Origin of the sequence: Rhizobium sp. CB3171 (genome assembly GCF_029714265.1) — a bacterium.
Taxonomy (GTDB): domain Bacteria; phylum Pseudomonadota; class Alphaproteobacteria; order Rhizobiales; family Rhizobiaceae; genus Rhizobium.
Genome location: NZ_CP121653.1, coordinates 1904117 through 1928407, shown reverse-complemented (window position 1 = coordinate 1928407; position 24291 = coordinate 1904117). Strand labels below are relative to the sequence as shown.

Sequence of the window (24291 nt, the reverse complement as noted above, 5' to 3'; positions counted from 1 at the left end):
CACTTGCGGACTATTAGACGCCCGCTCAATCAGCCGCCCGTTTGGCGGCAATCACCAATCAGAAGCCATTGGGTGTACCATGCCGACGCGAGATCAAGTTCGCGCGCGATTGACTGCGGGTTTCGGCAAAGTCCGGACAGGGTTTCCGGTAATCTCCGGACAAAGTTTTCAGTAATTCCCGGACAGTGATTCCGCTAAATCCCGGACAGTTTCCGGCGGCGGTTTGAGGGTTGGTTCGAGCAGCGCCGTTTTGACCATTAGGCTTCTCACGACAACGTTGAGAGGGGCCGATGCCGAGACGGAAGCAAGCAAGACGAACGACCGTGAGGGATATCCGGACAATTCTGCGCCTGACCCATGAAGAGGGTCTTTCGGTGCGCGAGATTGCCGAGCGGCTGAAGATCGGCAAGAGCTCGGTATCGACCTATTTGCTGCGAGCTCGGGAAGCCGGGCTTTCGTGGCCCTTGCCGATCGGCTCGGACGAGGATGCAAAACTGGAGCGGCGGCTGTTCGGCCGCGCCGGTCGACCACCGCGGGATCTCAGTGAGCCGGACTGGGCGCTGGTGGTTCGGGAGCTGAAGCGCAAAGGCGTGACGCTGACGCTTCTATGGCAGGAATACCGCGCCAGTCATCCCGATGGCTACGGCTTCACGTGGTTTTGCGAGAAGGTCGCCACCTTTCGGCAGCGCGCGAGTGTAGCGTTCCGCAATCGGCACGCGGCGGGCGCCGTGATGCAGACCGACTATGCCGGGCCGACGGTGCCGGTGATTGATCCGGCGACCGGCATCATTCATCCAGCCCAGATCTTTGTCGCGGTGCTGGGCGCCTCCAACCTGACCTTCGCCCATGCCAGCTTTAGCCAGCAGTTGCCGGACTGGATCGACGGCCAAGTGCGTGCTCTGACCTTCTATGGTGGGGTCACCAAGGCAATCGTGTGCGACAACCTCAAATCAGGGGTGGCCAAGGCCCTTTGGTTCGAACCGACGTTGACTGCGACGTTCGCCGCCATGGCGGAGCATTACGACACCACGATTCTGCCGACCCGCAGCAGGAAACCGCGTGACAAGGAGCAGACATCACGATGCACCTTGTTGGGTTTGTTGAGCGTCAATTAGCCGGGGCTGACGGCTACCATAGCGACCGCCGACGCCTTTTGCGAGTCTGACGTTGCCCGGTGGCTCATAGAGGTACCGGTGGTTGGTAGCGTAGCGGTGGCGCTTTAGAACACCAGCGCGTCCGAGTTGGTGGACGGTTGTGGCGCTGACGCCAAGTTGACGAGCCACTTCCTCGCCGGTGAGCATGCCGCTCTCGCGCAACCGTTCGAACCGGGTCTTCAAGCCGTAGGCTCGACGAACGATCATGACCTTCTTCAACGTAAAAGGCTCACCGCGCCAATTGCGATGCCCGAGTGCGTTGAGACGGCTGGCAATCTGCTGGTCGTTGTCGGTCTCCAGCAGTTCGTTGATCAACGCTACGACCGCTTCCGGGGTCTTGCGGATCACGGCCATGGGCCGAGGACGAGCGACTGCCAGACTTTGCGTGTGACCTCCGCGCCAGCGTATGTGCATGTTGATCTGCTCGTCGACTAGCAGTGTCACGTCTTCGATGAGGAGACCAAGCATGCGTTTACGTTCGACTGCGCTTGTACGTTCGTTGTTCCAGACGCGAGGAAAATCGGCGGCCAGCGCTCGGATCCGTTCCTGTGCAGCGCCGTCCAGCAATGACTGGTCTGTCTCGTTTTGACGCTCATGTTCGCGCTGAAGCGCATCGAGGTCGCGTAGCTTGCCGTTCCAGTCCGCTTCGAGTGCGTCGGCAACCAAGCGGTTGTCAGGATCGACCTTCAGATAGCGGCGGCGTGCGAGTTCAGCCTCATACCGGGCGCGCTGCAACTGCTTGTCGCGTAGCGAGGCGGCTTGCTCGACACGTTGTGAGATCTCCTGCTGCACCGCCAGCGCGACCTCTATCGCCGTCGGTGCCATTGCTTCGAGCAGCAATGCGCTGACCGCTTCATCGATCGCAGGCCCTCTTGCCCATTGGCAGGTCTTTCCAGCGTGACGAACGACGGCCTCGTTGCAGACGTAATAGGGACGAAGCTTGTCCTCGAACTGTTCATAGTGGACCCGCATGCGGGCGCCGCATCGACCGCACAAAACTCGGCCTTGCAACAAGCCACTGCCCTGGCGAGGCATACGACCCCGCAGGCCCGGAGAAAAACCGACTGCATTTTGTTCCAGGCTTGTTTGATTACGCTCGAACTCATCCCACGAGATATAGCCTTCGTGGGCCTGGGGGATGAGCACCGGCCAGTCGGCCCTCGGCATCTTCTGCTGTACGGACTTGAGCTTGGCGTTGTAGACAGTGCGTGTGCGTCCGTACGCGAAAGCGCCAGCGTATCGGGGATTGTGCAAAATCTGAAGCAGACGGGAGTGGTCGATCTCGCTCCAAAGGACATCGCCCTTGCCGATGCCGCGCCGGATGCGCCGAGGAAACAGGATCTTCTCGCTGCGCAGGCGGCGCACGACCGCGCAGGCTGATCCCGCCTCCCGGAAGGTATCGAACAGCATGCGCACCGTGTCCTGGATCTGGCGATCCGGATCGAGCACCACGCGCGTATCAGGCGTGTAAACCAGTCCGATCGGCAACGGTAACTCGAGCTCGCCACGACGCGCTTTATTAAGAATGCCGCCTTGCAGTCGAGACTTCAGGATGTGGAGTTCGGCCTCACTCATCGTGCCCTTCAGGCCGAGCAACATACGATCGTTGAACGACGCCGCGTCGTAAACGCCATCTTCATCCATGATGAGCGTGCGCGACATGGCGGCCAATTCCAGAAGGCGATGCCAGTCAGCATTGTTGCGAGCCAGGCGAGATACTTCCAGTCCCAGCACGATCCCTGCATGGCCCATTGCGACTTCGCTCACCAGGCGCTGGAAGCCGTCGCGGTCCTGCGACTGCGCGCCGGAAAGGCCGAGGTCGTTGTCGATGACGTGGACGCGCTCAATGGGCCAACCCAGCGCCACCGCGCGGTCCCGCAATGCATATTGCCGCTTCGTGCTCTCGGTGTTCTCGAACACCTGACGAAGGGAGGACTGGCGGACGTAGAGAAATGCATCGCGCCGCAGGTGATCGGCACTAATCTTCATGGCGTTATCAGTAGACATGGCTTCCTCCTGTCTCTGCTGCCAGCACCATATTGGCGAGCATGTGCACGAGCTGGCGATCGTGCGCGACCACTGAAGTTGTCTTGGGCCGAGGCGCCGACTGCTGTCGCGCTATCGTGGACTGCTCTGGCGTGATCAGCACTGCCAGGCCGCGCCACAGTCCGTGAAAGACGATGGCGCCCATCCGCCTCGCGCAAGCCGTGCCGCAAACAACATCGGCACGGAGCGCCTCGTAAATCTCCTTACCGTTCGCCGGCATGGAGATTGCGCGCGTCGGCCCGTCATCGTTTTTTTTTACGCGCCACCGCGCGTTCGATACTGCGAGGATGGACGCTGATGCCCAGTCTCGAATGCACCAGTTCCGCCAGCGAACGGGCCTGCAGTTCACCGTTCGCATCGAGATGCTCCTCGACGAGACGCATGACCTCGCCGGTAAGCTTGTGGGCTGACTTCGGCCCGCGAGTGCGCGGCAAGAGGCCGGCAATGCCGTCGCGCTCGAACGCGGCCTCCGCTTGATAGTAGGTCTGCCGAGACAGCCCGAAAAGCGCGGCCGCATCGGCTTTGTTGGTGCCGTCTTGGCGGGCGTGACGAAGCATCTCGTACTTCACTTGCACGAGATCGAGCGGATCGAAGAAACCTGCTTCTCGGAACCAGGGGGCGCGGACGCCCTCGGGTCTGGGGTTGAGAGCGCCCATCTGGCGCAGGCGATCGGGCTTGCTTTCTTTGGTCATAGGCGCCTCCTGAGTGTAACGTAAAATATGCCGCCATCGACTTGCGTGTCAATTGAATTATATCGAGCCCGTAGCCGAAACATTTGCATTATCATGACACTTCACATAAGAAGGACGTCGCAAACATCGCGGGAGCGGCATAATTATCTTGACATTCGCGGCGTAATTTACTTGACGCATCGTCACTCTCCATGGCGACGCTTGATGTGAGCAATCAATGAAGCCAGCGCCGACAGATCGTCTGGGCGCGAGAAGGATCGTCCTGCGGCTATCTGGCGGAATGCGTCGATCTCATCGACATCGGTCCACGAGGCCGGCAGCGAACGCAACCGTCCTTGAGCGTCGTAGAACATGACGCGATCTTCGCCCCAGTTCTGCTTGCGCGTCGCCAGGACGAAACGCCGGCCGCGCCACGGATGAAAGGGATGCGTTACTTCAAACTCTATGCGTGCTTGTCCATCAACACGAACTGCAGTCCTGGACTTGAAGGAAAGGCCGGGTCGAAGGAGCGGTATTGATTGTTGAGCGTTGGATCCTGGCTCGGCTCCGGAACCGTACCTTCTTCTCGCTTGCCGCCCTCAACACGGCGATTGCCGATTTGCTCGAAGACCTGAACAACCGGCCGATGCGCCATGTCGGCAAAAGCCGCCGCGAACTGTTTGAGGAGATCGAGCGGCCAACCTTGAAGCCCCTGCCGGTGATGCCGTTCGAATATGCGGAATGGAAGTCGGCGAAGGTTCATCCGGACTATCATGTCGAGGTCGACAAGACCTTCTACTCGGTGCCGCATCGGTTGATCGGATGCACCCTGCAGGTGCGGCTCACCCACCGGGTGGTCGAGATCTTCCACGATCATCAGCGTGTCGCCAGCCATGTTCGCCGCTCCCAGCGTTCCGGCCACGTCACTGTCAACGACCATATGCCGAAGGCGCACCAGCGCTATGCCAACACCACGCCAGCCAATCTGATCGGCCGTGCGACCCAGATCGGCCCCAATGCCGCCATCCTGGTCGAACGCATGATGCGCGACAGGCCCCATCCGGAACAGGGATACCGCTCGGCCATGGGCATTCTGTCGCTGGCGCCGCGCTATGGATCGCAGCGCCTCGATGCGGCCTGTGAGCGGGCGCTCACCATCAATGCAATCACCTATTCCTCCGTCGCCTCCATCCTCAAATCCGGCCTCGACCGGGAAAGACCGCAGGCTGAACACGCGGCCGCCACGCCTGCGCATACCAATATCCGTGGCCGATCCTACTATCAGTGAAGGAAGCAAGAATGCTGACAAACCCCACCCTCGACCAGATGCAGGCCCTCGGGCTCACCGGCATGGCCGCCGCCTGGCGCGAATTGACCGAGCAGTCCAGCACCAATGAACTTAGCCGCGATGAGTGGCTCGGCCTGATGCTCGATCGCGAAGTTACCCTGCGTGCCGACAAGCGCATCCGCAACCGGCTCGCCTCCGCCAAGCTGCGCTTCGCCCAGGCCTGCATTGAAGATATCGACTTCGCCGCTGCCCGTGGTCTCGACCGGCGCAACACCATGGCGCTGGCCCAAGGACAATGGCTCACCGCCCATGAGGGACTGATCATCACCGGCCACACCGGCACCGGCAAATCATGGTTGGCCTGTGCCTTCGGCAGGCAAGCGGCAAGGCTCGGTCACTCCGTGCTCTACGTGCGCGTGCCGCGTATGTTTGAGGATCTCGCCCTTGCTCGCCTCGATGGCTCTTTTCCCCGCCTCATCGACAAGCTCACCCGCGTCCAGCTCCTCATCCTTGACGATTTTGGAACCCATACGCTCTCCGATCAGCAGCGCTTCCACCTCTTCGAAATCGTCGAGGAACGCTATCAGAGAAAGTCCACCCTGATCACAGCCCAAGTCCCCGTGGCAAGCTGGCATGACCTAATTGCCGACAGCACGGTTGCCGACGCCATACTCGACCGCATCGTGCACAATGCCCATCGCATCACGCTGCGGGGCGAGAGTATGCGAAAGCAAAAAAGCGCGCCCCTCTTGACGGGTGCCGAAAACGGCGAAATCAATCAGCCCTGACAGAAACCAGGCTGCCGAGGACCAACCTCGTCAAACTGTCCGGACTTTAGTGAAACTGCTGTCCGGGAATTGGCGGAAATCCTGTCCACCTTTTGCGAAGCGCGCAATTGACCATTCGCGTGCAAAACCGGCTCCAATTCCACTGGGATTGCCACTTTCACGTATACGGGTTGATGCGCAATTGTGTGATGCCTGTCATCGTACGAGGCATCTTGCGGCGTAGGACAAGACGTCTTCTTGACCAGGATATCGAACGGGTTGTTGAATGGCTGCACGATGCCGTCTTTCATGAGGCCTATTGGCTGCAGAAAGTTGACGAGGCAAACAGACCCAAGAAAATTATGAAATGCGCTTCGATCGAACAGCTGCTTGTCGAAGTCGCGAAGACAGAACGGCAATCAGGCCGGAAATACGGCCCACCGGCTGCGTGTTCGGGCGAAGAGTGCATTGCGCAACTCGATGACGGTTACACCATTGTGAGGCTGATCACGGCGGAAGCGCTTGATTGGGAAGGCCTCCGAATGGACCACTGCCTGGGCTGTGGGCGATACGATTACTGTCTGCAGAGCCCAGGCCGCGCCTTCCTGTCCCTGCGCGACCGTTTTGGAAGGCCGCATATCACTATGTCAGTGGTGAACCGGCGATACATTATCAACATGGAAGGAAAGGGAAATCGGCCGCCAATCGATCGATATTTCAACATTCTCGCTCCCTTCTTTTCGCGCGAGGGCTACAAACTAGGTTTGGCGGCGTTCGAACTGGGACGCGTACTCGACGAGGACGGTGTCTGGCACAAGCTCGGCGAGCTCCCACCAGACCTCCGCGTTTCAGGCAGGTTGAACCTGGGTCACACCGCTCTACGGAGCCTGCCACCGGGACTGTACGTGAGCGGTTGTTTGCTCATCGGCTCCAGTCTAATTGCGGAAATCGGCGAGGGGCTGGATGTAGGCGGCCTTATTATCGGCAATGCGCCTTTGGCTGCCTTTCCACCAAATACGCGAATTCGAGGAAACCTCGACCTTCGCGGCACCCAAGTCTCTCATCTGTCAAACGGCTTGTGCGTGGACCGCCACCTTCTGATCTGCGGGACATCAATTTCCAAGCTGCCAGACATCATGAGTGTGGGCGGTAGGATCAATCTGAGTAACTCTGGCATCTGTCAGTACCGGCGCAATACTCCTCAATAGTGCCGTTTGAATCTTCCCCAGTTTGAGGTGCCGCCGGTCTTCCGGGGCGCGCCCCGGAAGACCGGCGGCACGTCATCGCCAATACTCTTTCCGATGGTCGGAAAGGGGATTTTGGTGATCAAGCTGAGGGAGACGATGATGATCCTGGATTTACATCGACAAGGTCTGTCGGTGTCGGCGATCGCCAGGCAGACTGGCATAGATCGCAAGACGGTTCGCAAATATATCGAGCGTGGACTGGAGGCTCCCGCCTATGGTCCGAGAAAGCCACGAGCGACGGTGATTGATCCGTTCGCCGCTTATCTTCGCGAGCGGGTAAAGACCTATCCAGGTCTGACGGGCAGTCGACTGCTTCGCGAGATTAAGCAGCGCGGCTACACCGGCGGCTATACGGCCGTGACGGATTTTCTGCGGGACATTAGACCTGCAACCACCCAAGGGTTTGAGGTCCGTTTCGAGACGCCGCCCGGTGAGCAGGCACAGGTCGACTTCGCCCAGTTTCATGTCGTTTTCACCGACGAGCCGACGACGCCGAGGATCGTCTGGCTGTTTTCCATGGTGCTCGGACATAGCCGTCTCATTTGGGCGCGGTTCGTCATGCACCAGAATCTGCCGACGGTGCTGCGTTGCCATGTCTCGGCTTTCGAAGCCATCGGCGGCGTGCCACAGGAGATCCTCTATGATCGGATGAAGACGGCGGTCATCGGCGAAGGCCCGTCGGAAGGCATCGTCTATAATCGAGCGCTTGTCGACCTGGCCCGCCATTACGGCTTTCACCCGAAGGCTTGCCAGCCCTATCGTGCAAAGACGAAGGGTAAGGTCGAGAGGCCATTCCGCTATATCCGTGAAGACTTCTTCCTGGCGCGAACCTTCCGCAATCTCGATGATATGAACGTCCAGCTCCGACATTGGCTGGACACCGTCGCCAATCCAAGGGTTCACGCCACGACGCTCAGAGTGGTCAATGAAGCCTTCGCCGAGGAACGCTCGCATCTTCGGCCGCTACCATTGGCTCCCTTCCGCTCCGTTCTCAAGCTGGAGCGCCGCATCTCCCGTGACGGTATGGTCAGCGTTGGCGGCAATGCCTACAGCGTCCCGGATGCGACCCGAAGCAGGTTGGTCGAAGTTCATTCTCTTGCTGACGAGGTCCGTATCTTTGAGAACGGAACGCTGATCGCTGTCCATCCTGTTCTGGAGGGTCGAAAGCAACGGCGCGTGCAAGCTGATCATCGGCGGGGAACGACACTACATCGCCCGTGGTCAAAGCCAGACGATGCGGGCATTTGCCTGCAGGGCGCGGGTGACAAGGTTCTGCAACGATCCCTTGCCTTTTACGATGCCGTTGGCAAAGCCCTGGCACGGGAGAACCGCCCATGAGTGCCGCTCTCGATGCCATGCCGTCGATGATTGATCGCATTCGCCATGATTTGTCGGCTTAAAGATGCCACGTGCGCTCGAAGCGCTCGACCATGTCGTACGCCGCCTGGAGCACGGTGAACTGTCGGCACTGGAGGCAATCGACATCCTTTTGTCGGAAGAGCTGACACTGCGCGAGAACAGCCGCATCAAAACCGCGCTGCGGATGGGCAGGCTTGCCACCATCAAAACCCTGGCCGGTTTTGACTTCACCTTCCAGCCCTCCCTCGACAGGGACCGCATCTTCACGCTTGCCCAGCTCGGCTTCGTCGAGCGCAACGAAGCCGTTCATTTCCTCGGACCACCAGGAACAGGCAAAAGCCATCTGGCAACCGCACTCGGCGTCGAAGCCGTCAAGGCCGGAAAGAGCGTCTACTTCACAACGCTCGCCGATCTAATCGCCGCACTTGCGCGGGCCGAGCGTGAAGGGAGATTACAAGAACGCATCCGCTTCTTCTGCCGACCAAGTCTCCTGATCGTTGACGAGATCGGATATTTGCCTGTTGTCACCGGCGGCGGCAATTTGTTCTTCCAGCTCGTCAACGCCCGCTATGAACGCGGTGCCATGATCCTCACCTCAAACCGAGGATTTGCCGAATGGGGAGACGTCTTCGGAGATCCGGTCGTCGCTACCGCATTGCTCGACCGGCTATTGCACCACGCTGTCGTCATCCAGATCGAAGGCTCGAGCTACCGTCTCCGCCAACATGCCGAACTCATGCCGGAGCACGTCCGCTCAAAAGCCCTTATCACTCCGCCCGCTTTCGCGCCGCCACCAAAACCGCGCGGCAGGCCACCGAAAAATGGCCATCTCTCCTTGTCGTCCACGTCGGCATAAGTGGGGAATTTTACTTCGGCGCATTTGGGGATTTTTCAGTCGGCATTGACAGGCATCAACTCTTTGCCAGATTGCATCCCAGATGATCAGGTCATCATCACGAACAATCGAAAGATGTCGGCGGGTGAGTTCAGAGGGAAAATGCGACCCCAATTGTAGCCTGTAGCTGCCGCGATTGAGGCATAGCGTCTGAACCGTTAATCTGTTCGCGTTCTTATCACATCATTGCACGGGTCAGCCACGTATCTTAAGACTGCGATCGGATGTGTCGAGGGCCGATCGCGAGATGGCAAGTATAAACCGGTCATCATAGCCGTAGGATCGCGCCCGTTAGACGTGCTGGGAACAGGCATCGATGAACTGTCAGGTCAACGGAACGATAGTCACCTCACAAACAGAGTCACGGGCACCTCGACGATATTTGCGGCACCCGGGAGACGAGCCGCCACCGCTCAACGACATGGACAGTGGCGGCCTAAGCGGGAGGTTACGGCTGGTGGCCGAGTCTCACGACCATATTGGGGTGACGCTCACTCAAGGCCTTCAACGCGAGCAGGCTCTTCCGTTCCTTTACCCGGTCGAATGTGAAGGTTCCAGGTTCCACACCATGCTCCCACCCCCAGCGTGTGTGGCAGGCATCGCCTGTCAACAGAACCGGACCTTCAGGAGTGCGGGCCACAAATGACATATGGCCGGCCGTATGTCCGGGGGTTAGGATTGTGAAGAGTGACTCGTCACCGAAAACATCGATCACACCCTCGAATGTCCCGTCGGGGTCCTTGGTAAATTGAAGCTCCTGGATCGCGGGCCTGCCTTCAAAGAACCGGTTTTCCATGCCCTGGACGAAAACATTGGTAAATTGCTTGGTATTGGCCTCGCCAAAGCCCGTGTAAAACGGGATATCCGTGGGAATATCTGGCATGCCGGAGATATGATCGAGATGAAGATGCGTCATCAAGATGCCTTGGAGCGGTACGCCTTTTGACCTCACCGCCGCCGAAGGTTCGACCCGAACTTTCATCTTGTCGAGTTTCGCGAAGTTTCGGACCATCCATCCGACCCCAACCGACTTGGGATCTTGGACAAAGCGTTTCGAAACACCGGTATCGATCATAAAACATCCGCGGACTGGATGCCGCAGCAGATGCAAGTAGATCTGGATCGGCTCCTCGCGATCCTTGAGCCCTGCCTGGATAGCCTTGGGGTCCTTCAGATTGAGGAGGCCCGACAGATTGGCTACCCAGTCCGCGCTGGCGATCGTCTCTATTTCAATTGGCCCGGGCTTGTCGATCAAAGCCTCCATGGCTGACGAACTAATCGGCCTTCCTAGTTTCGCTGCCATTGTTTGATGCGTAGTCTGCATAAAGCACGCGATACACATATCAGTCTCCAGTTGTTGGTGTACGGTCCCGACGTGAACCGCATTAATGCTGGAGCGGCGGGAGGTAATGCTATATATACGAAGGATCATTCAGTTTTTGGATTCGCTTATGGAAAACGCCACGCTTTTGCCACTAACCCCCCGGAAATCACCGCGTCAGGAGAGGGCGATCGCCACCGTCGACGCGATTTTCGAGGCAACCATTCAGGTTCTGTTGAGCGATGGTCTGATCCGTTTGAACACGACGCGCGTTGCGCGCCGAGCCGGCGTTTCGGTTGGCACTCTCTATCAATATTATCCGAACAAGCAGGCGTTGCTCTTTGCGGTGCTGGAGCGACATCTCGTGGTGCTAGCAGGCGCAATTGAAAGAGCATGCGACGAAAACCTCAACGCCAGGGCTGAGGAGCTCGCCGAGGCTGTGGTGAAGGCTTATCTTCAGGCGCAGATAGCGCAGGCGGAGCTCTCTCCGGCCCTTTATCGCATCGCCTTGGAACTTGATGCCCGCGCTTTGATCGACATAGCGACTCGGCGAAGTGTGACAGCAATCGGAGCTGCGCTGTCGAGTGCGAGCGATGTACAGTTTGGCGATCCGCATCTGGTCGCTCAAACCCTGACTGCGGCGCTTTACGGAACGGTTCCGGCCTTCTGTCACAGGGTATTGGCCCCCGCCGATGGTAGGGAAGCTGAAAAACAGCTCACAATCATGTTTCGCTCTTATCTCGCCGCGCACCAGAGCGGAGTTTCAGGAAGCTAAATGGCGATGCTGAAGGCATCGTGCGGCGAGATGCGACCATCGCAATCCCATGGTCGGCTGCGGAGAGGTGCTGAGCCACCATTTCTGCCCAATTGTCAGGCCCGCTCGCCTACTCCTCAAGAGGTCGCCCGCATGTTCTTTCGCATAGGCGGCTTCCTTTGCCATTATCTTCCAGGCCGGAAGGGGACAGAGGCAGATTTCTCTGGTCCGGTGCGTCTAAGATAGGAAGCTGAAATCGGAGGGCAAGTTGGATGAGTGTGGTGGCTGATACGGTGAACGCGAGCGCAGGCGAGGACGCATGGAAGAGCGTTCGTGATCAATACCCAGCACAGGAACCGCTTCTGAACCTGAACAATGCAGCTGTCAGCCCTCCGCCGCTTGCGGTCGAGCAAACCGTGATCGACGCTTATCGCTTCATAAGCCGCAATCCGGATTACAATATGTGGAGCAAGCTCGACACAGCTTTGCCAAGCATAAAGCACGAGTTGGCTGAATTGATTGATTGTTCGCCTGACGAGATCGCCCTCAACCGGAATTCATCGGAGGGTCTTTCGACAGCGATTTTCGGGATACCACTCGAGAAAGGCGACCAGGTGATTATCTCGGACTGGGATTACCCGAGCGTCCGGGAGGGATGGTTTCAGCGGTCTCAGCGTGAGGGCATCGAGGTCGTCAATTGCGCCTTCGATCTGCTCGATCACGATGATGACGTTGTCGAAGCCTATGTCCAGGCAATGACCCCGCGCAGCCGCGTGTTGCAGCTGACACATATATACCACTGGAACGGGCGGGTTCTCCCCATAAAGCGCCTCTGCGACATCGCGCGTGAGCGAAATATCGTTACCATCGTCGACGGCGCCCAGACATTCGCCCAGATGCCGGTCAGCTTTCGCGAACTGGGCTGCGACTTCTTCATCACCAGCCTCCATAAATGGCTGGGAGCGCCGGTCGGAAACGGGATGCTCATCGTCAACCTGCGACGGATTGACCGAACTTGGCCCCTGCTTGCGCCTTTCGACAAACCCGCCATCGGCATAGACAAATTCGATCACTGGAACCTCGGCACTTATAACTCGGCGATTCAGAGTGGAATTGCACCCGCTATCCAGCTCCATAAGGAGATCGGAGCGGGCAAAATGCACGCGAGGCTACGCGAGCTCAGCCGATATTGGATCGACCTTGCTCGCAACATTACCGGCTTCCGCCTTCATACCCCGATCGACGCGAACGAGTTGGGTGGGATAAGCCTGTTTTCCATCGACGGCATGGACATGCGAAGGCTTGAGAGCGACCTCCGCGAGAAGTATCGCGTCCATGTGAAATATCGGAAGGTCATGGATATCGAGGGGCTACGGGTTTCCCCGCACGTTTATATGATGAAGAGCGATCTGGACATTTTCGTTAGCGCGCTACGCGATGCCTTAGCCACTTCGGCAGTCCAACCCGCTCTGTAGACAGGGGCATTGCACCGCCATCAACAGCGATCGACCTTGTTTTACAGATGGCGGCTTCGCCTCGACGTTGATAATCATCAAGGACCACCTGTGCCGGAGCGCCCGTGGCCGTTGGAGCATCTCTGCAACGTTCGTTAGCGCAACTGATCGAAATCGCTGACGACTCGACGAGTCTTACATTATCAAGAGATAACTTTCTCCAGCGTCGCTGTCACTCTGCGCGCTCGCCCGTGTAAGCGTTCCACATGCAATCCTGCATACGCGACAGCATTCGTCATGCGCACAATAGATCACGCAGGTAGTGCGACCTCGCGATCCTTGTAATTCAGCGAACCGAATATCCCGATTCCGCACTCAAGTGTAGGAAGGAAAAGAGAGCACGCTCCCGTTAACTAATTGGAAGGTTCAGCTTTGATTTACATGAAAAAGAAACGCGGAGACTTATTTTATGTTAAGACTTTTAAACCGCAAAGACAAAACAAATGGCAATGTCATTGATGAACTCGTCGCTATAAAGGAGCGCACGGCGTTGATGGAAGAGGTCTGCGGTATTGGCCTTTGGCATGCGACGAGCAGGGTCGATGATCATCAAGCAGGCGACAACCCCGTTATTTGGTCGTCTGAGGTACGCCGTCTGGTCGGGGCAGTTACGCAAGCGGAATTTCCCAACCGGCTCGAATCCTTTTCAGAACGCATTCACCCTGAAGATATATCACGCGTGTTCGGGGATTATGCTGATAACTTGGCTCATCCGACCGGCGACGGGAGGTTTCGCACAACCTACCGGCTAAGAATGAAAGACGGAAGTTATCGATGGTTCCGCAATACCGGCGGCAGCCGTGTACTTTCTGGCGGACAAACGATTGTGAGTTGCGGCTCACTAGCCGATGTGCACGAAGAAGTTATTGCCGCACAGGCTGCCGAGCGCATAGCTAACGAGGACCGACAGACGATTGAAACGATCGGTCAGGCCCTTGCGGCGCTTGCCGCCGGTGACCTCACTTTCAGAATTACGGATCTGCCACTGAAGACCGGAAGACTGAAACAAGACTTTAACGATATGGCAGCGAAGTTGGAAGCAAGTATCCGCCAGATTTCAGTAGCCGTCGAGGAGGTGATTACCGAAACCGGAATTTTGAACCGTTCGGCGGCGGAGTTGCGGAGCCGTGCAGAGCAACAGGCCAGCGCCATCGAGGAGACTTCGGCCGCTCTACAGGAATTGACCGCGACAGTGAAGGGTTCGGCCGAGAGTGCCGCCGAGATGGTCGACATCACTGCCGACGCCAAGACATGGGCGGAGCAGTCCTCCGGCGTTGTGAAGGAGGCGATCGATGCGATGGCGGCAATCAGGGGGGCTTCCGACCAGATCGGTCAGATTATTGGGGTGATTGACGAAATCGCCTTCCAAACCAACCTTCTCGCGCTCAATGCTGGTGTCGAAGCGGCTCGTGCGGGCGAGGCAGGCAAAGGTTTCGCCGTCGTTGCGCAGGAGGTGCGCGAATTGGCCCAGAGATCCGCGAGGGCTGCAAAGGAAATCAAGTCGCTGGTGAACAATTCATCGCATCAGGTCGCAAGAGGCGTGTCACTCGTAGGCGAGACAGGCTCGGCACTGACAACGATTGCCAGCCGGATTAGCGAAATTTCGACACACAGCACCACCTTCGCCGTCTCATCCCAGGAGCAATCGATAGGAATTTTGGAGATCGGCGATGCGGTTAACAATGTGGACCAGATTACGCAAAAGAACGCCGAAATGGCCGAGAAAACCGACGGTGCGACACGAACGATGATGGCTCAAATGAGCGGTCTTCGTCGCTTGGTCGCACATTTCCAAATTTCTCACGAACGCAACGGCCGCACTGACAGAAGGGCCGCATGAACAGCGAACGGCTTCTATCGACGCATGGATAGCTAGTGCGGAAGCCGGATATCGCCTCCTACAATTGGGATTAAGCAGTATTTCTCTACCTGGAAACCTGCTGCAACATTCAGACGTAATTCGGAACATTGACTGCGAGAATTCCCAATCGAACCCGAAGCAGTCTGACTTGACGCTGCGGGCCTCTTTCATCCCATAGAGTAAATAAAAATGATTCATCTCAAGACGCCTGGAATCGCAGCTCGTTTGGCCATCGGCTTTGGCTTTTTGCTGCTTTCGATGGTCACCTTGACCATCTATGCGACTAAACAGGTTGAGCAAGTCAACCAAGGTCTTTCCGCAATCAATGATGTCAATAGTGTAAAACAGCGATATGCCATTAACTTTCGCGGAAGTGTTCATGATCGCGCCATTGCTGTACGCGACGTAACTCTGATTACTTCTCCGAGTGAACGGGAAGAAGCAATCGCGAGGATTGCGAGACTGTCCGAAACATACACGGAAAATGAACGGCGAATGGCCGAGATGGTCGCGTCTCCGGCCGGGGCCACAGATCAGGAAAGAAGCATCCTGACGGAGATTGCAGGGATACAGTCGAAGACGAACCCCCTGGTCGCAGAGATTATCGCCTTCCAAGAACGCGGAGATAGTGAAGAAGCGCGGAAGGTTCTACTGGAGCAGGCGCGACCTCTATTCGTCTCCTGGCTTGCAGCCATCAACAAGTTCATCGATTATCAGGAAGCGTTGAATAAGGCCACAGGAAACGATGTCCGTAAAACAACAAGCGGTTTCAGATCCGTGGCATTTGGGGCTCTTGGGATTGCGGGACTTCTTTCAATTGGTACAGCCGCTATTGCCGCGCGCTCGATCGTAGCGCCCATATCAAAACTCCAAGCATCATTGAATGCCATGGCCAACGGAAATCTCGATGGTGATCCCCGCCTGGAAACACGTAGCGATGAAATTGGGAAATTGGCGCGTGCGGTTGCGGGTGTGCGGGATGCAATTTCCGCCAAGGCCGCGCGTGAATCAGACGCCGAGGCCAAGAGGGCAATTGTTGAGCGGCAGAGACTAGAGGATGAATCAAGGGAACGTACTTCACTTGCGGACCAAACATACAGCGCTGTTGAACGACTGGGGAACGCTCTTCAAGCCCTGGCGATTGGAGATCTCACTTACCGGCTCAACGAGCCGTTCATCCCCATGCTCGACAAACTGAGGCTGGATTTCAATGCCGCGGCTGAAAAGCTTCGCGAGGCGATGCATAAGGTGGCAGTGAACGCAAACGCAATCGCTGCAGGAGCGCAGGAAATCCGAACAGCATCAGACGATCTTTCAAGGCGAACCGAACAACAGGCCGCGTCTGTCGAGGAAACTGCAGCCGCTCTGGAAGAAATTACCACAACAGTAGCGGACTCCAGCAGCCGCGCCCATGAGGCGGGTCAGCTTGTTCGCAAGACGAAAGACCACGCTGAGCGGTCCGGAGGTGTTGTTCGGGATGCCGTTAAAGCCATGGACAAGATCGAAGCCTCTGCCGTCGAGATTGGCAACATCATTGGCGTTATCGATGAGATCGCCTTTCAGACGAACCTCCTGGCTCTAAACGCAGGTGTCGAGGCAGCGCGCGCTGGTGAGGCAGGCAAGGGCTTCGCTGTTGTTGCCCAGGAAGTGCGAGAACTGGCGCAGCGATCCGCCAAGGCTGCAAAAGAAATCAAGGCGCTGATCAACAACTCGAACCATCATGTGAAAAACGGCGTAAGTCTCGTCGGTGAAACAGGCAAGGCTTTGCAAGAAATCGTGGCGCAGGTCCAGTTTGTCGACGGCAACGTTGGTGCCATCGTTCAGGCGTCGAAAGAACAGGCGACCGGTCTTAAGGAAATCAACACTGCAGTGAACACAATGGACCAGGGAACACAGCAAAACGCCGCCATGGTTGAGCAAGCCGCAGCCGTGGCGCATGGCCTGGCTAAGGAGGCAGACGAGTTGTTCCGTCTTCTTCACCAGTTTGCCATCGGAAACGAAATCTCACAGAAGCCGGTGCTCGTTGAAGAGGCACGGCCCGTGGCTTCTCCCGCACGAGCACTGGGCAATCGAGTTGCGCGGGCATTTGGTGGAACAGCGGCAGTTGCAACTGAATGGAGCGAGTTTTGATGAATAACCAAGACGCTTTTCCCACGATCCCCCCTGCAAAGGGTGAGTTTGATTCTGCCTCATGGCCGATGCCCGAACTGGAGAAACTGCGACATGAAATTTTTCTTCTCACCAATGAACTTGAGGCGATGAGCGCTCAAATCCATCGGTCATTGCATGGGCGACCGAGACTTGTCCAAATCCAGAAATTGGTGGAATAGCCGTTCGAACCGTTCGGCTGAATCTTTAGCCGAACGGTTCGAACTAAATCAGCCCGACATTTCGGTGATCTTTCGTCGCATGCCACGCCTTCACGTGGTCATAGATCATCGCCCGAAGGGCGAAATATTCGTTTTCTCGTTTGGGAAGGGCTTTCGCCATAGTGGGCTTTGTAGACGGCAGAAAATCGCCCAAAGTGAACAAATCCCCATTTCAGACAAATCATCTGGATGGTCTGGTGACTATCGGCATTAAGAAGATCTTCTCGTGCAGCCCGAAGTCGCAGCAACTGGAGATAGGCATTGGGCGTGGTCTCCTTGAAGGCGCGAAATCCAATCTCAAGTGTTCTCACGGATACACCGACTGCTTCAGCAATTGTCGGCATTGTGATCGGCAAATCGATGTTTGCGTACATGAAATCAATCGCCCGGCGGACATGCCAAGGAACAATTGCTGATGGCTTCTTCTCGAGAAGAAAAGTCAATCGGTGAGGCACCAGACGCACCACCAAATCGGTCAATGCCTGCATTATCCGAGCCATAGCCAAGGGACATTGCGTCAGTGGACCGTTATTACGGATGCTAACAATCATGAACTCCGCGAGATTCGCAATTGCCCCCCCGGCCGGCGTTGCAACATCGAGCTGCGCGAGCAACTCGAGGGATCGCTTCGGGGCCAGATCAAAAGTTTCGGCGATTGTCTTGTGGACGATCCTCCAATCAAGAAGAAGTTCATCGATAAGGCTCGACTGGCCATGAAACTTTACGAGATCTGCTTCCAGGCTGTTGTAGATCAGCATGCTCGTGGGGTTGGCGTCGGCCATTGAAGAACCATGCTGCACTCCCATCCCGCCGCGCCGGGGAAAGACGATCGATAAGTATTCGCTGGTATTCTCTGTTGTATTAACCTGAAACTGAAACGGATGCTCATGATATCCTGTGATGAGGGTTGCTGGCTCACATGTCGCGATATCAATGCTCCAGCGAAAGTCTGAATGTCTGTCGACAGGTTCTGCATTGAAGGAGCCAAAGGCGCCAGTAAGGGCTTCAACCATTCCATCGAATGATGAGCCTTGGGAGTTAAGAGCAAACCGCTTGCTGTTTTCCGGCATGCACATTCCTATATTGGTCGGTCGCCGCATTCAGCGTATGTTTTGGGGTCGCGTTCTTGTCCACAGTGGCCTTGACCTGCCCATCGACACACCGCCGGCGCATGCCGCCTGAGCCTGACCGGCTCAGGCACAACCTTCATTTCCAGCTATTATTTTGTTCAGCCATGCCATCATGGGCGAAAGTAACTATCGACGTTGTGAGCTGCATGCGCCGGGAAGGAGAATGACGATGCCATTTCACCGTGGTTGCACGCGGCGAATGGGCCGAATGAAGCTCCGGATCCAGCGCGAAAATCTGCCGAGACAAAGTCAACAGCCACCTTTAGCCAACTGTGATCAACCGCAAGAATCTCCGTAAAGGGATCAGATCATTTAGGGATTTAATTACGTCCTGGAGCCGCGGAGATGCTCGAGCAGGTGTGCGACCTGGTCGCGGCGAACCCAAGCAACAACAAGGCAAAGCGCGAACAAAACAAGAGCCGGCGCCGGTGATGTATGCAACCGGAACAAGTGCGCCATTGTAGCCCCAAACATCGTGGCGGCCAGCCACAGGGCGCCGAGAGCGCTCACACGCGGTGCCAATAAAGCAATCGCGCCGATAATCTCCACGATTGCCGTGACGTATCGGAAAGCCTGGCCGAGACCTATTTGCTGAAAATCATCAACCATCATCTGCACCGAGGCCAATTTTGCTCCTGCGGCGGCAAAAAATGCGAGAGTCAATAAAATCTGAAGGATCCAGGCGGTGATATTGGAGCCTCGGTTCGAGGCCGGGTAGTTCGAAATTTGGGTCATGACTTACTTCCAGTTAGATGGTATGAATCTCTGTCCAAGGCAAAATAACTGACCGAGATGAACATGCAAGAAGGCAAAATTTCTGTACTAAGTCAGACCGATATGACCATTGGGGATATTCCGCATCATCCAGCGGAATGCGCGGGCATTAACGAAGTGCTTGCGCGCGTCGGCGATAAGTGGAGTGTGCTTGTCGTCATGTTGTTGCGTGATGGGCCACGGCGGTTTAGCCAACTCAAGCGCGGCGTGACTGGTATTTCCCAACATATGCTTACGCTTACTCTACGAGGATTGGAGCGGGACGGTCTCGTTACCCGAACCGTATTTCCAACGATTCCTCCGCGTGTCGACTATGAATTGACGCCCCTCGGACACTCTTTGCGCGCACCCGTCGAGGCTTTAGGAAAGTGGGCCATGGCTCATCAGTCCGCCATCAAAGCCGCCCAGCTTGCGTTCGATACAAAAAAGAGCGCCTGAATTTGAAGGTAATTCTGTGACCGGCGCCGCCATTCTCCTGTTTTTTGCTAAGCGCTCTTTTAAAACTGACCCCGTATAGGGACTGTCGGACTTCTCCCCCGAAGATCGGGTGAGATGACTCACTTTCGGCCTAGTTTGAAAGCGGCGCGCGCAGCCTGCACACGGCGCTTGTCCGCACCACCGCAGGGTTCCTAGAGGATTCGGCTCTCCGACGGCCCGTCCCCCACGGGAAAGCGACTCTCGCGTGCGGACGGGGCGCATCGTGCGACTGGTCGCCACCTTGTTCACGCCGGCGCGCTGTATGTCTCGGCTGAACTGGCAGGAACTGACCACAGATGGCGATGTCGTAGGCTGGAGACAATTGCCGCACACTACTTCCGTAGTCCGATATCGATGAACCTGTCTGTATTTTTGGGACTCCGGGTTGTTCGATGAGCTCTTGGGCGACCTGGCCGGCGTAATCTGCGCCAGCGAGTGGGGAGGTTGCCCGCGCAGTAGGCCGCAACGACGGTGTGACTAGGCGGATTTCCGAACGACAAGCCTTCCCGGAAACGTCAGTGTCTCAGGCTCTCTTCTTCCGGTCACCATCGACACGATGGCGCCAACCATTTCGTCTTTCGGCTGCTCGTATGTCGTCAGCCCGTATGCGAATGCGCCTCCCAACTCGTAATTGTCGAACCCCACCACGGCGAGATCTTCAGGGATTCGCAGATCGTAGCTGCCGCGCAATTCGTCCATCGCGCCGATCGCCAGAATGTCATTCTCGCACATAAGCACGTCGATCCGCTGGCCCGGATCGCTCTCACGAATATATCTTCGGACGGTGTCAGCTCCCGATGCCGCGCTGTACCGATCTGCGGCGATATCGACGATTTCCGTCACGCCTTTCTGCCTCCAGAACTCCGTGAAGAAATGCCGTCTTTTCAGAGCGGTGGAAAGAGCGCGCGCTCCAGCCATAAAGCCCGGACGTCGGTAACCCTTGTCATAGAGATAGTCGACCATTTCCTTCAGGGCCTGTTCCGCATCGCACACGACAGCAGGAACACCGTCGATCTGGCTGTCCCTCGCCAGGACGAACATGGGCGCGGTTCCGCGGCCGAGGCGCCGATCGTTCAACGTCTCGTCGCGGAAGGCGGTCCCGAACAGGATGACGGCATCGACCTGCCTCTGGCTAGCGTTGAGCAGGGCGTTGATATGGTCGAAATGGCTGTTGATGTTGACCAGCATCGCGACGAAGCCTTCTGCCTGAAGCTGCTCGGTCAGCGTTTCAAGAAAAGGCAGCTTCTGCGGGTTTGCGAAGTCGTCGACAAACACGGCGACTTGATGCGTCGAATTTGTGGCTAGGCTGCGCGCAAGGAGATTGGGCGCGTAGTTCAAGTGTTCGGCGGCCTCGAGAACTCGGCGCTTGCTCTCCTCGGTGATGGATGCGCCGGGCGTGAACGCACGTATGACCGTCCACTTCGATACCCCTGCGGCTTCCGCCACCTGTTTCGCCGTTGCCCGCTTGCGCATTACGCCTCCCCGAGAAGATGGAACAAACATTCCAATTTGCATTTTGGATGAAATGATTGCTTGCTTTTAACTCATTTCGTCATATGATGCACCTGATTGCACCCGGTAGCAAATGCAAATGAACCCGGTAGCATTCGTTTTCGCCATCCTGGGAGTGGATCGGCTTGGAGGAGAGAGAAATGAAGTCATTTATCAAGAAGCTTGCTTCGTGCGCCTTCGCTGTCGGTATTGCAGCGTCTTGGTCGGTCGGTGTGAAGGCGGAGGAAAAGCCAAGCATCATCGCCGTCACGCATGGACAGGCATCCGACCCATTCTGGTCGATTGTCAAGAACGGCATGATGCAGGCTGCAAAGGACAGCAATGTCCACGTCGACTACCGCGCCCCGGAAACCTTCGATATGGTTGCCATGGCGCAGCTTATCGAAGCCGCCGTCAATCAGCACCCGGCGGGCATCGTCATCTCCAATCCTGATCCGGATGCGCTCGGTCCGGCGATCGAGAAGGCGGTTGCGGCCGGCATTCCGGTCATCTCTATGAACTCGGGCATCTCTGCCGCCGAAAAGCTCGGCATTAAACTGCACGTCGGCCAGGACGAGACCCCCGCGGGCATCAAGGTCGGTGCGAAGCTGAAGTCGCTCGGCTTGAAGCATGTCCTCTGCGTCAACCAGGAAGTCGGCAACGCCGCGCTCGACCAGCGCTGCTCAGGTACCGAGAAGGGCTTCGAGGGCGGCAAGGTCACGGTGCTGCCCACTTCGGCTGACCCGGCAGAAATCGAGTCCAAGATTCAGGCGGCCCTGACCTCGGATCCGTCGATCGACGTCGTCCTCGGCCTATCTGCGCCGCTCGTTGGCGAACGCGCGGTTGCCGTCGTCGAGAAGATGGGCATCGGCGGCAAAGTTAAGGTTGCCTCCTACGACCTATCGGCCGGCTTCCTCAAGGCAGTCGCGGATGGCAAGGCGCTGTTCGCCGTCGACCAGCAGCCATACCTCCAGGGCTATCTGCCCGTGACCTTCCTCGCGCTCTACGCTCGCTACGGCACCATCCCTGCTGGCAATGTCGCCTCGGGTCCGAGCTTCGTCGAGAAGGACACCGCCGCGTCGGTCATCGAGAAATCCTCCCAGGGTATCCGCTAAGCGGACCCGCAGCAGCTCCCGCACATGCGGGAGCTGCCCTCCATCGCTGCCTTCCGATCCCGACATGGTTGATCGGAACGTGACGGCGCGCGCAAACGAAATATTTTTGAGGTAGGACCATGACGCTGGCCAACGAACAGAACGGGACTACGACCCGATCCGACGAGAGGCTGAAGAAGGTTTCGACCATGACCGCGCTGCTGCGGCGTCCGGAACTCGGCGCTGTCGCCGGATTGGTTCTCGTCACGATATTCTTTCTCTTCACCGCCAACCCCGCCATGTTCACGCTTGCGGGCGTGGTCAACTTCATGGCCCCGGCCGCACAGCTCGGAATCCTTGCGATCGGCGCGGCGCTGCTGATGATCGGCGGCGAGTTCGACCTGTCGATCGGCTCCATGGTGGCATTCGCGGGACTTGTGTTCGGCACGGCTCTGGTCGTCCTTCATCTTCCGCTCAGCGTGGCAATCGTAATCGCACTGGCATTCGCGGCGGTCATCGGCACGATCAATGCCCAGCTTACGATGCATACCGGCCTGCCGTCCTTCATCGTAACTCTGGCGTTCCTCTTCATCCTGCGCGGTCTGACACTTGTCGGCCTGAAATGGGCCAGCGGCGGCGCGACGCAGCTTCGCGGCATGAAGGAAGCTGCCGCCGGCAGTCCGCTTGCGCCCATCTTCTCCGGCGATGCATTCACCGGACTTTTCTCCTGGCTGGGGAGCCGTGGCATCATCGAGACCTTCCCCAGTGGCGCTCCCAAGGTTCCCGGAATCCCCGTTGAAATCCTGTGGTTCATCTTCATCGCTCTGCTTGCCACGTGGGTGTTGTTGCGAACGCGCTTTGGTAACTGGATTTTCGCTTCCGGAGGAGACCCGCGCGCAGCGCGCAAGTCGGGCGTGCCAGTCGCCCGCGTGAAGACGACCCTCTTCATCGTAACTGCTATGTGCGCGACCCTGGTCGCGATCCTAACCGTCCTCGATGCCGGCTCGACCGACGCCCGCCGCGGCTTCCAGAAGGAGTTCGAGGCGATCATCGCGGCGGTGATTGGCGGATGTCTCCTGACGGGCGGCTATGGTTCGGCGATTGGAGCATTCTTCGGCTCCATCGTCTTCGGCATGGTGCTGATCGGGCTCACCTATACCTCGATAGACCAGGATTGGTATCTCGTCTTCCTCGGCGGCATGCTCTTGACCGCGGTCATCTTCAACAATGTCATCCGCAAACGCGTCACGGGAGAACGCTGATGAGCACGTCTCAGACGCCCATCGTCGAAGTCAGGAACCTCGTCAAGCATTTCGGCTCCGTCATTGCCCTCAACGGGGTATCCATGAGTGTGTACCGGAACGAGGTTCTATGCCTGCTCGGCGACAATGGTGCGGGCAAATCGACCCTGATCAATACGCTGGCAGGCGTGCACAGGCCGACCTCGGGTGATTTCCTAGTCGATGGCCAGCCCCGGTCGTTCTCCGGCCCACGCGACGCACTCGATGCCGGTATTGCCACGGTCTATCAGGACCTTGCGATGATCCCGCTGATGTCCGTGACACGCAATTTCTTCATGGGTCGGGAACCCTTGATTGGCTTCGGCCCCTTCAAGCGCATGGACATGGTAGAGGCCGACAATGTGACGCGCGACGAGATGCACAAGATCGGCATTGACGTTCGCGACCCGCAGCAGGCCGTTGGCACATTATCGGGCGGTGAACGGCAATGTGTGGCGATCGCCCGCGCGGTCTATTTCGGCGCCAAGGTGTTGATCCTCGACGAGCCAACATCCGCGCTCGGCGTCGCACAGACGTCGATGGTGCTGAAGTATATCAACCAAGTCCGAGCCAAGGGGCTTGGCGTGATTTTCATCACCCACAACGTTCGCCACGCCTATGCCGTTGGCAACCGCTTCACGGTGCTCAACCGCGGCAAGACGCTCGGAACCTATGCCAAGAACGACATCGGTATCGACGAACTGCAGAACCTGATGGCCGGCGGCAAGGAACTGCAGTCAATCTCCGAGGAGTTGGGCGGAACCATCTGAGAAGGCTTCTGCGGAATGCGAATTCGGTT

At 57.4% G+C, this 24291-nt stretch carries 19 protein-coding genes and 3 pseudogenes; 14 read left to right on the top strand and 8 right to left on the bottom strand.

Translation table 11 applies throughout. The features are described 5' to 3' along the window. Positions 1 to 290: 290 nt before the first annotated feature. Positions 291 to 1067: pseudogene (istA, locus tag QA648_RS28150) on the top strand (IS21 family transposase); the annotation flags it as partial. Positions 1068 to 1076: 9 nt separating this feature from the next. Here istA (QA648_RS28150) and QA648_RS28145 read toward each other — a convergent pair. The 4 genes from QA648_RS28145 to QA648_RS28130 form a co-directional block, all read right to left on the bottom strand. Beyond that, positions 1077 to 3161 carry a recombinase family protein gene (locus QA648_RS28145; RefSeq protein ID WP_283052127.1) on the bottom strand — a complete coding sequence of 695 codons (2085 nt, stop codon included), beginning with the start codon at positions 3159 to 3161 and terminating at the stop codon, positions 1077 to 1079. Beyond that, positions 3151 to 3420 (bottom strand): hypothetical protein, encoded by a 270-nt coding sequence (locus QA648_RS28140; RefSeq protein ID WP_283052125.1) that lies wholly within the window; start codon positions 3418 to 3420, stop codon positions 3151 to 3153. The genes QA648_RS28145 and QA648_RS28140 overlap by 11 nt, the downstream gene beginning before the upstream one ends. A gap of 22 nt (positions 3421 to 3442) precedes the next feature. Continuing rightward, entirely contained in the window at positions 3443 to 3892 is a 450-nt protein-coding gene (locus QA648_RS28135; RefSeq protein ID WP_283052123.1) for a helix-turn-helix domain-containing protein, read from the bottom strand. A gap of 182 nt (positions 3893 to 4074) precedes the next feature. Continuing rightward, complete coding sequence (locus tag QA648_RS28130) at positions 4075 to 4284, bottom strand: DUF5372 family protein (RefSeq protein ID WP_283054291.1); 210 nt, start codon at positions 4282 to 4284, stop codon at positions 4075 to 4077. A 98-nt stretch (positions 4285 to 4382) separates the two neighbouring features. Here QA648_RS28130 and QA648_RS28125 point away from each other — a divergent pair. From QA648_RS28125 to istB (QA648_RS28105), 5 genes and pseudogenes are all read left to right on the top strand, one after another. Further along, positions 4383 to 5159 (top strand): annotated as a pseudogene (locus tag QA648_RS28125) (IS21 family transposase); the annotation flags it as partial. A gap of 11 nt (positions 5160 to 5170) precedes the next feature. Next, positions 5171 to 5947: an IS21-like element ISRsp2 family helper ATPase IstB gene (istB, locus tag QA648_RS28120; protein WP_283052121.1), complete on the top strand. Its 777-nt coding sequence runs from the start codon at positions 5171 to 5173 to the stop codon at positions 5945 to 5947. Between the two features lie 107 nt (positions 5948 to 6054). Further along, positions 6055 to 7134, top strand: a complete 1080-nt coding sequence (locus QA648_RS28115) for a hypothetical protein (RefSeq protein ID WP_283052119.1) — start codon at positions 6055 to 6057, stop codon at positions 7132 to 7134. Positions 7135 to 7248: 114 nt separating this feature from the next. Then, the gene (istA, locus tag QA648_RS28110) at positions 7249 to 8511 is read left to right on the top strand and encodes an IS21 family transposase (protein WP_283052117.1); all 1263 of its coding nucleotides are present in this window, start codon (positions 7249 to 7251) and stop codon (positions 8509 to 8511) included. Next, positions 8508 to 9388, top strand: a pseudogene (istB, locus tag QA648_RS28105) (IS21-like element helper ATPase IstB). The gene istA (QA648_RS28110) and the pseudogene istB (QA648_RS28105) overlap by 4 nt, the downstream one beginning before the upstream one ends. A gap of 487 nt (positions 9389 to 9875) precedes the next feature. On the opposite strand, the gene QA648_RS28100 reads toward istB (QA648_RS28105), so the two are convergent. Continuing rightward, positions 9876 to 10691, bottom strand: a complete 816-nt coding sequence (locus tag QA648_RS28100) for an MBL fold metallo-hydrolase (protein WP_283054290.1) — start codon at positions 10689 to 10691, stop codon at positions 9876 to 9878. Positions 10692 to 10815: 124 nt separating this feature from the next. Here QA648_RS28100 and QA648_RS28095 point away from each other — a divergent pair, with 124 nt between their 5' ends. The 4 genes from QA648_RS28095 to QA648_RS28080 all read left to right on the top strand — a co-directional run bounded on the left by QA648_RS28095 (position 10816) and on the right by QA648_RS28080 (position 17007). Beyond that, positions 10816 to 11523, top strand: a complete 708-nt coding sequence (locus QA648_RS28095; protein ID WP_283052115.1) for a TetR/AcrR family transcriptional regulator — start codon at positions 10816 to 10818, stop codon at positions 11521 to 11523. Between the two features lie 251 nt (positions 11524 to 11774). Continuing rightward, on the top strand, positions 11775 to 12977 hold the full coding sequence (locus tag QA648_RS28090; RefSeq protein ID WP_283052114.1) for an aminotransferase class V-fold PLP-dependent enzyme: 1203 nt from the start codon (positions 11775 to 11777) through the stop codon (positions 12975 to 12977). Positions 12978 to 13425: 448 nt separating this feature from the next. Then, positions 13426 to 14856, top strand: a complete 1431-nt coding sequence (locus QA648_RS28085) for a PAS domain-containing methyl-accepting chemotaxis protein (RefSeq protein WP_283052112.1) — start codon at positions 13426 to 13428, stop codon at positions 14854 to 14856. 210 nt (positions 14857 to 15066) lie between these two features. Continuing rightward, positions 15067 to 17007, top strand: coding sequence for a methyl-accepting chemotaxis protein (locus QA648_RS28080; RefSeq protein ID WP_283052110.1), 1941 nt, complete (start codon positions 15067 to 15069; stop codon positions 17005 to 17007). Between the two features lie 298 nt (positions 17008 to 17305). Here QA648_RS28080 and QA648_RS28075 read toward each other — a convergent pair whose 3' ends face one another. Both QA648_RS28075 and QA648_RS28070 read right to left on the bottom strand, forming a co-directional pair. After that, on the bottom strand, positions 17306 to 18316 hold the full coding sequence (locus tag QA648_RS28075; protein ID WP_283052108.1) for a helix-turn-helix transcriptional regulator: 1011 nt from the start codon (positions 18314 to 18316) through the stop codon (positions 17306 to 17308). A 384-nt stretch (positions 18317 to 18700) separates the two neighbouring features. After that, positions 18701 to 19111 (bottom strand): DoxX family protein, encoded by a 411-nt coding sequence (locus QA648_RS28070; RefSeq protein ID WP_283052106.1) that lies wholly within the window; start codon positions 19109 to 19111, stop codon positions 18701 to 18703. Positions 19112 to 19213: 102 nt separating this feature from the next. Between QA648_RS28070 and QA648_RS28065 the strand changes: the two genes are divergently transcribed. Further along, the gene (locus tag QA648_RS28065) at positions 19214 to 19588 is read left to right on the top strand and encodes a helix-turn-helix domain-containing protein (protein WP_283054289.1); all 375 of its coding nucleotides are present in this window, start codon (positions 19214 to 19216) and stop codon (positions 19586 to 19588) included. 516 nt (positions 19589 to 20104) lie between these two features. On the opposite strand, the gene QA648_RS28060 is transcribed toward QA648_RS28065, so the two are convergent. Continuing rightward, positions 20105 to 21100 carry a LacI family DNA-binding transcriptional regulator gene (locus QA648_RS28060; RefSeq protein WP_283052104.1) on the bottom strand — a complete coding sequence of 332 codons (996 nt, stop codon included), beginning with the start codon at positions 21098 to 21100 and terminating at the stop codon, positions 20105 to 20107. Positions 21101 to 21279: 179 nt separating this feature from the next. Between QA648_RS28060 and QA648_RS28055 the strand changes: the two genes are divergently transcribed. The 3 genes from QA648_RS28055 (at position 21280) to QA648_RS28045 (ending at position 24262) form a co-directional block, all read left to right on the top strand. Further along, complete coding sequence (locus tag QA648_RS28055) at positions 21280 to 22233, top strand: sugar ABC transporter substrate-binding protein (RefSeq protein ID WP_283052103.1); 954 nt, start codon at positions 21280 to 21282, stop codon at positions 22231 to 22233. Positions 22234 to 22352: 119 nt separating this feature from the next. Beyond that, positions 22353 to 23474: an ABC transporter permease gene (locus QA648_RS28050; RefSeq protein WP_283052101.1), complete on the top strand. Its 1122-nt coding sequence runs from the start codon at positions 22353 to 22355 to the stop codon at positions 23472 to 23474. After that, complete coding sequence (locus QA648_RS28045; RefSeq protein WP_283052100.1) at positions 23474 to 24262, top strand: ATP-binding cassette domain-containing protein; 789 nt, start codon at positions 23474 to 23476, stop codon at positions 24260 to 24262. Before QA648_RS28050 ends, QA648_RS28045 begins: the two co-directional genes overlap by 1 nt. The last annotated feature ends 29 nt before the right edge of the window (positions 24263 to 24291 follow it).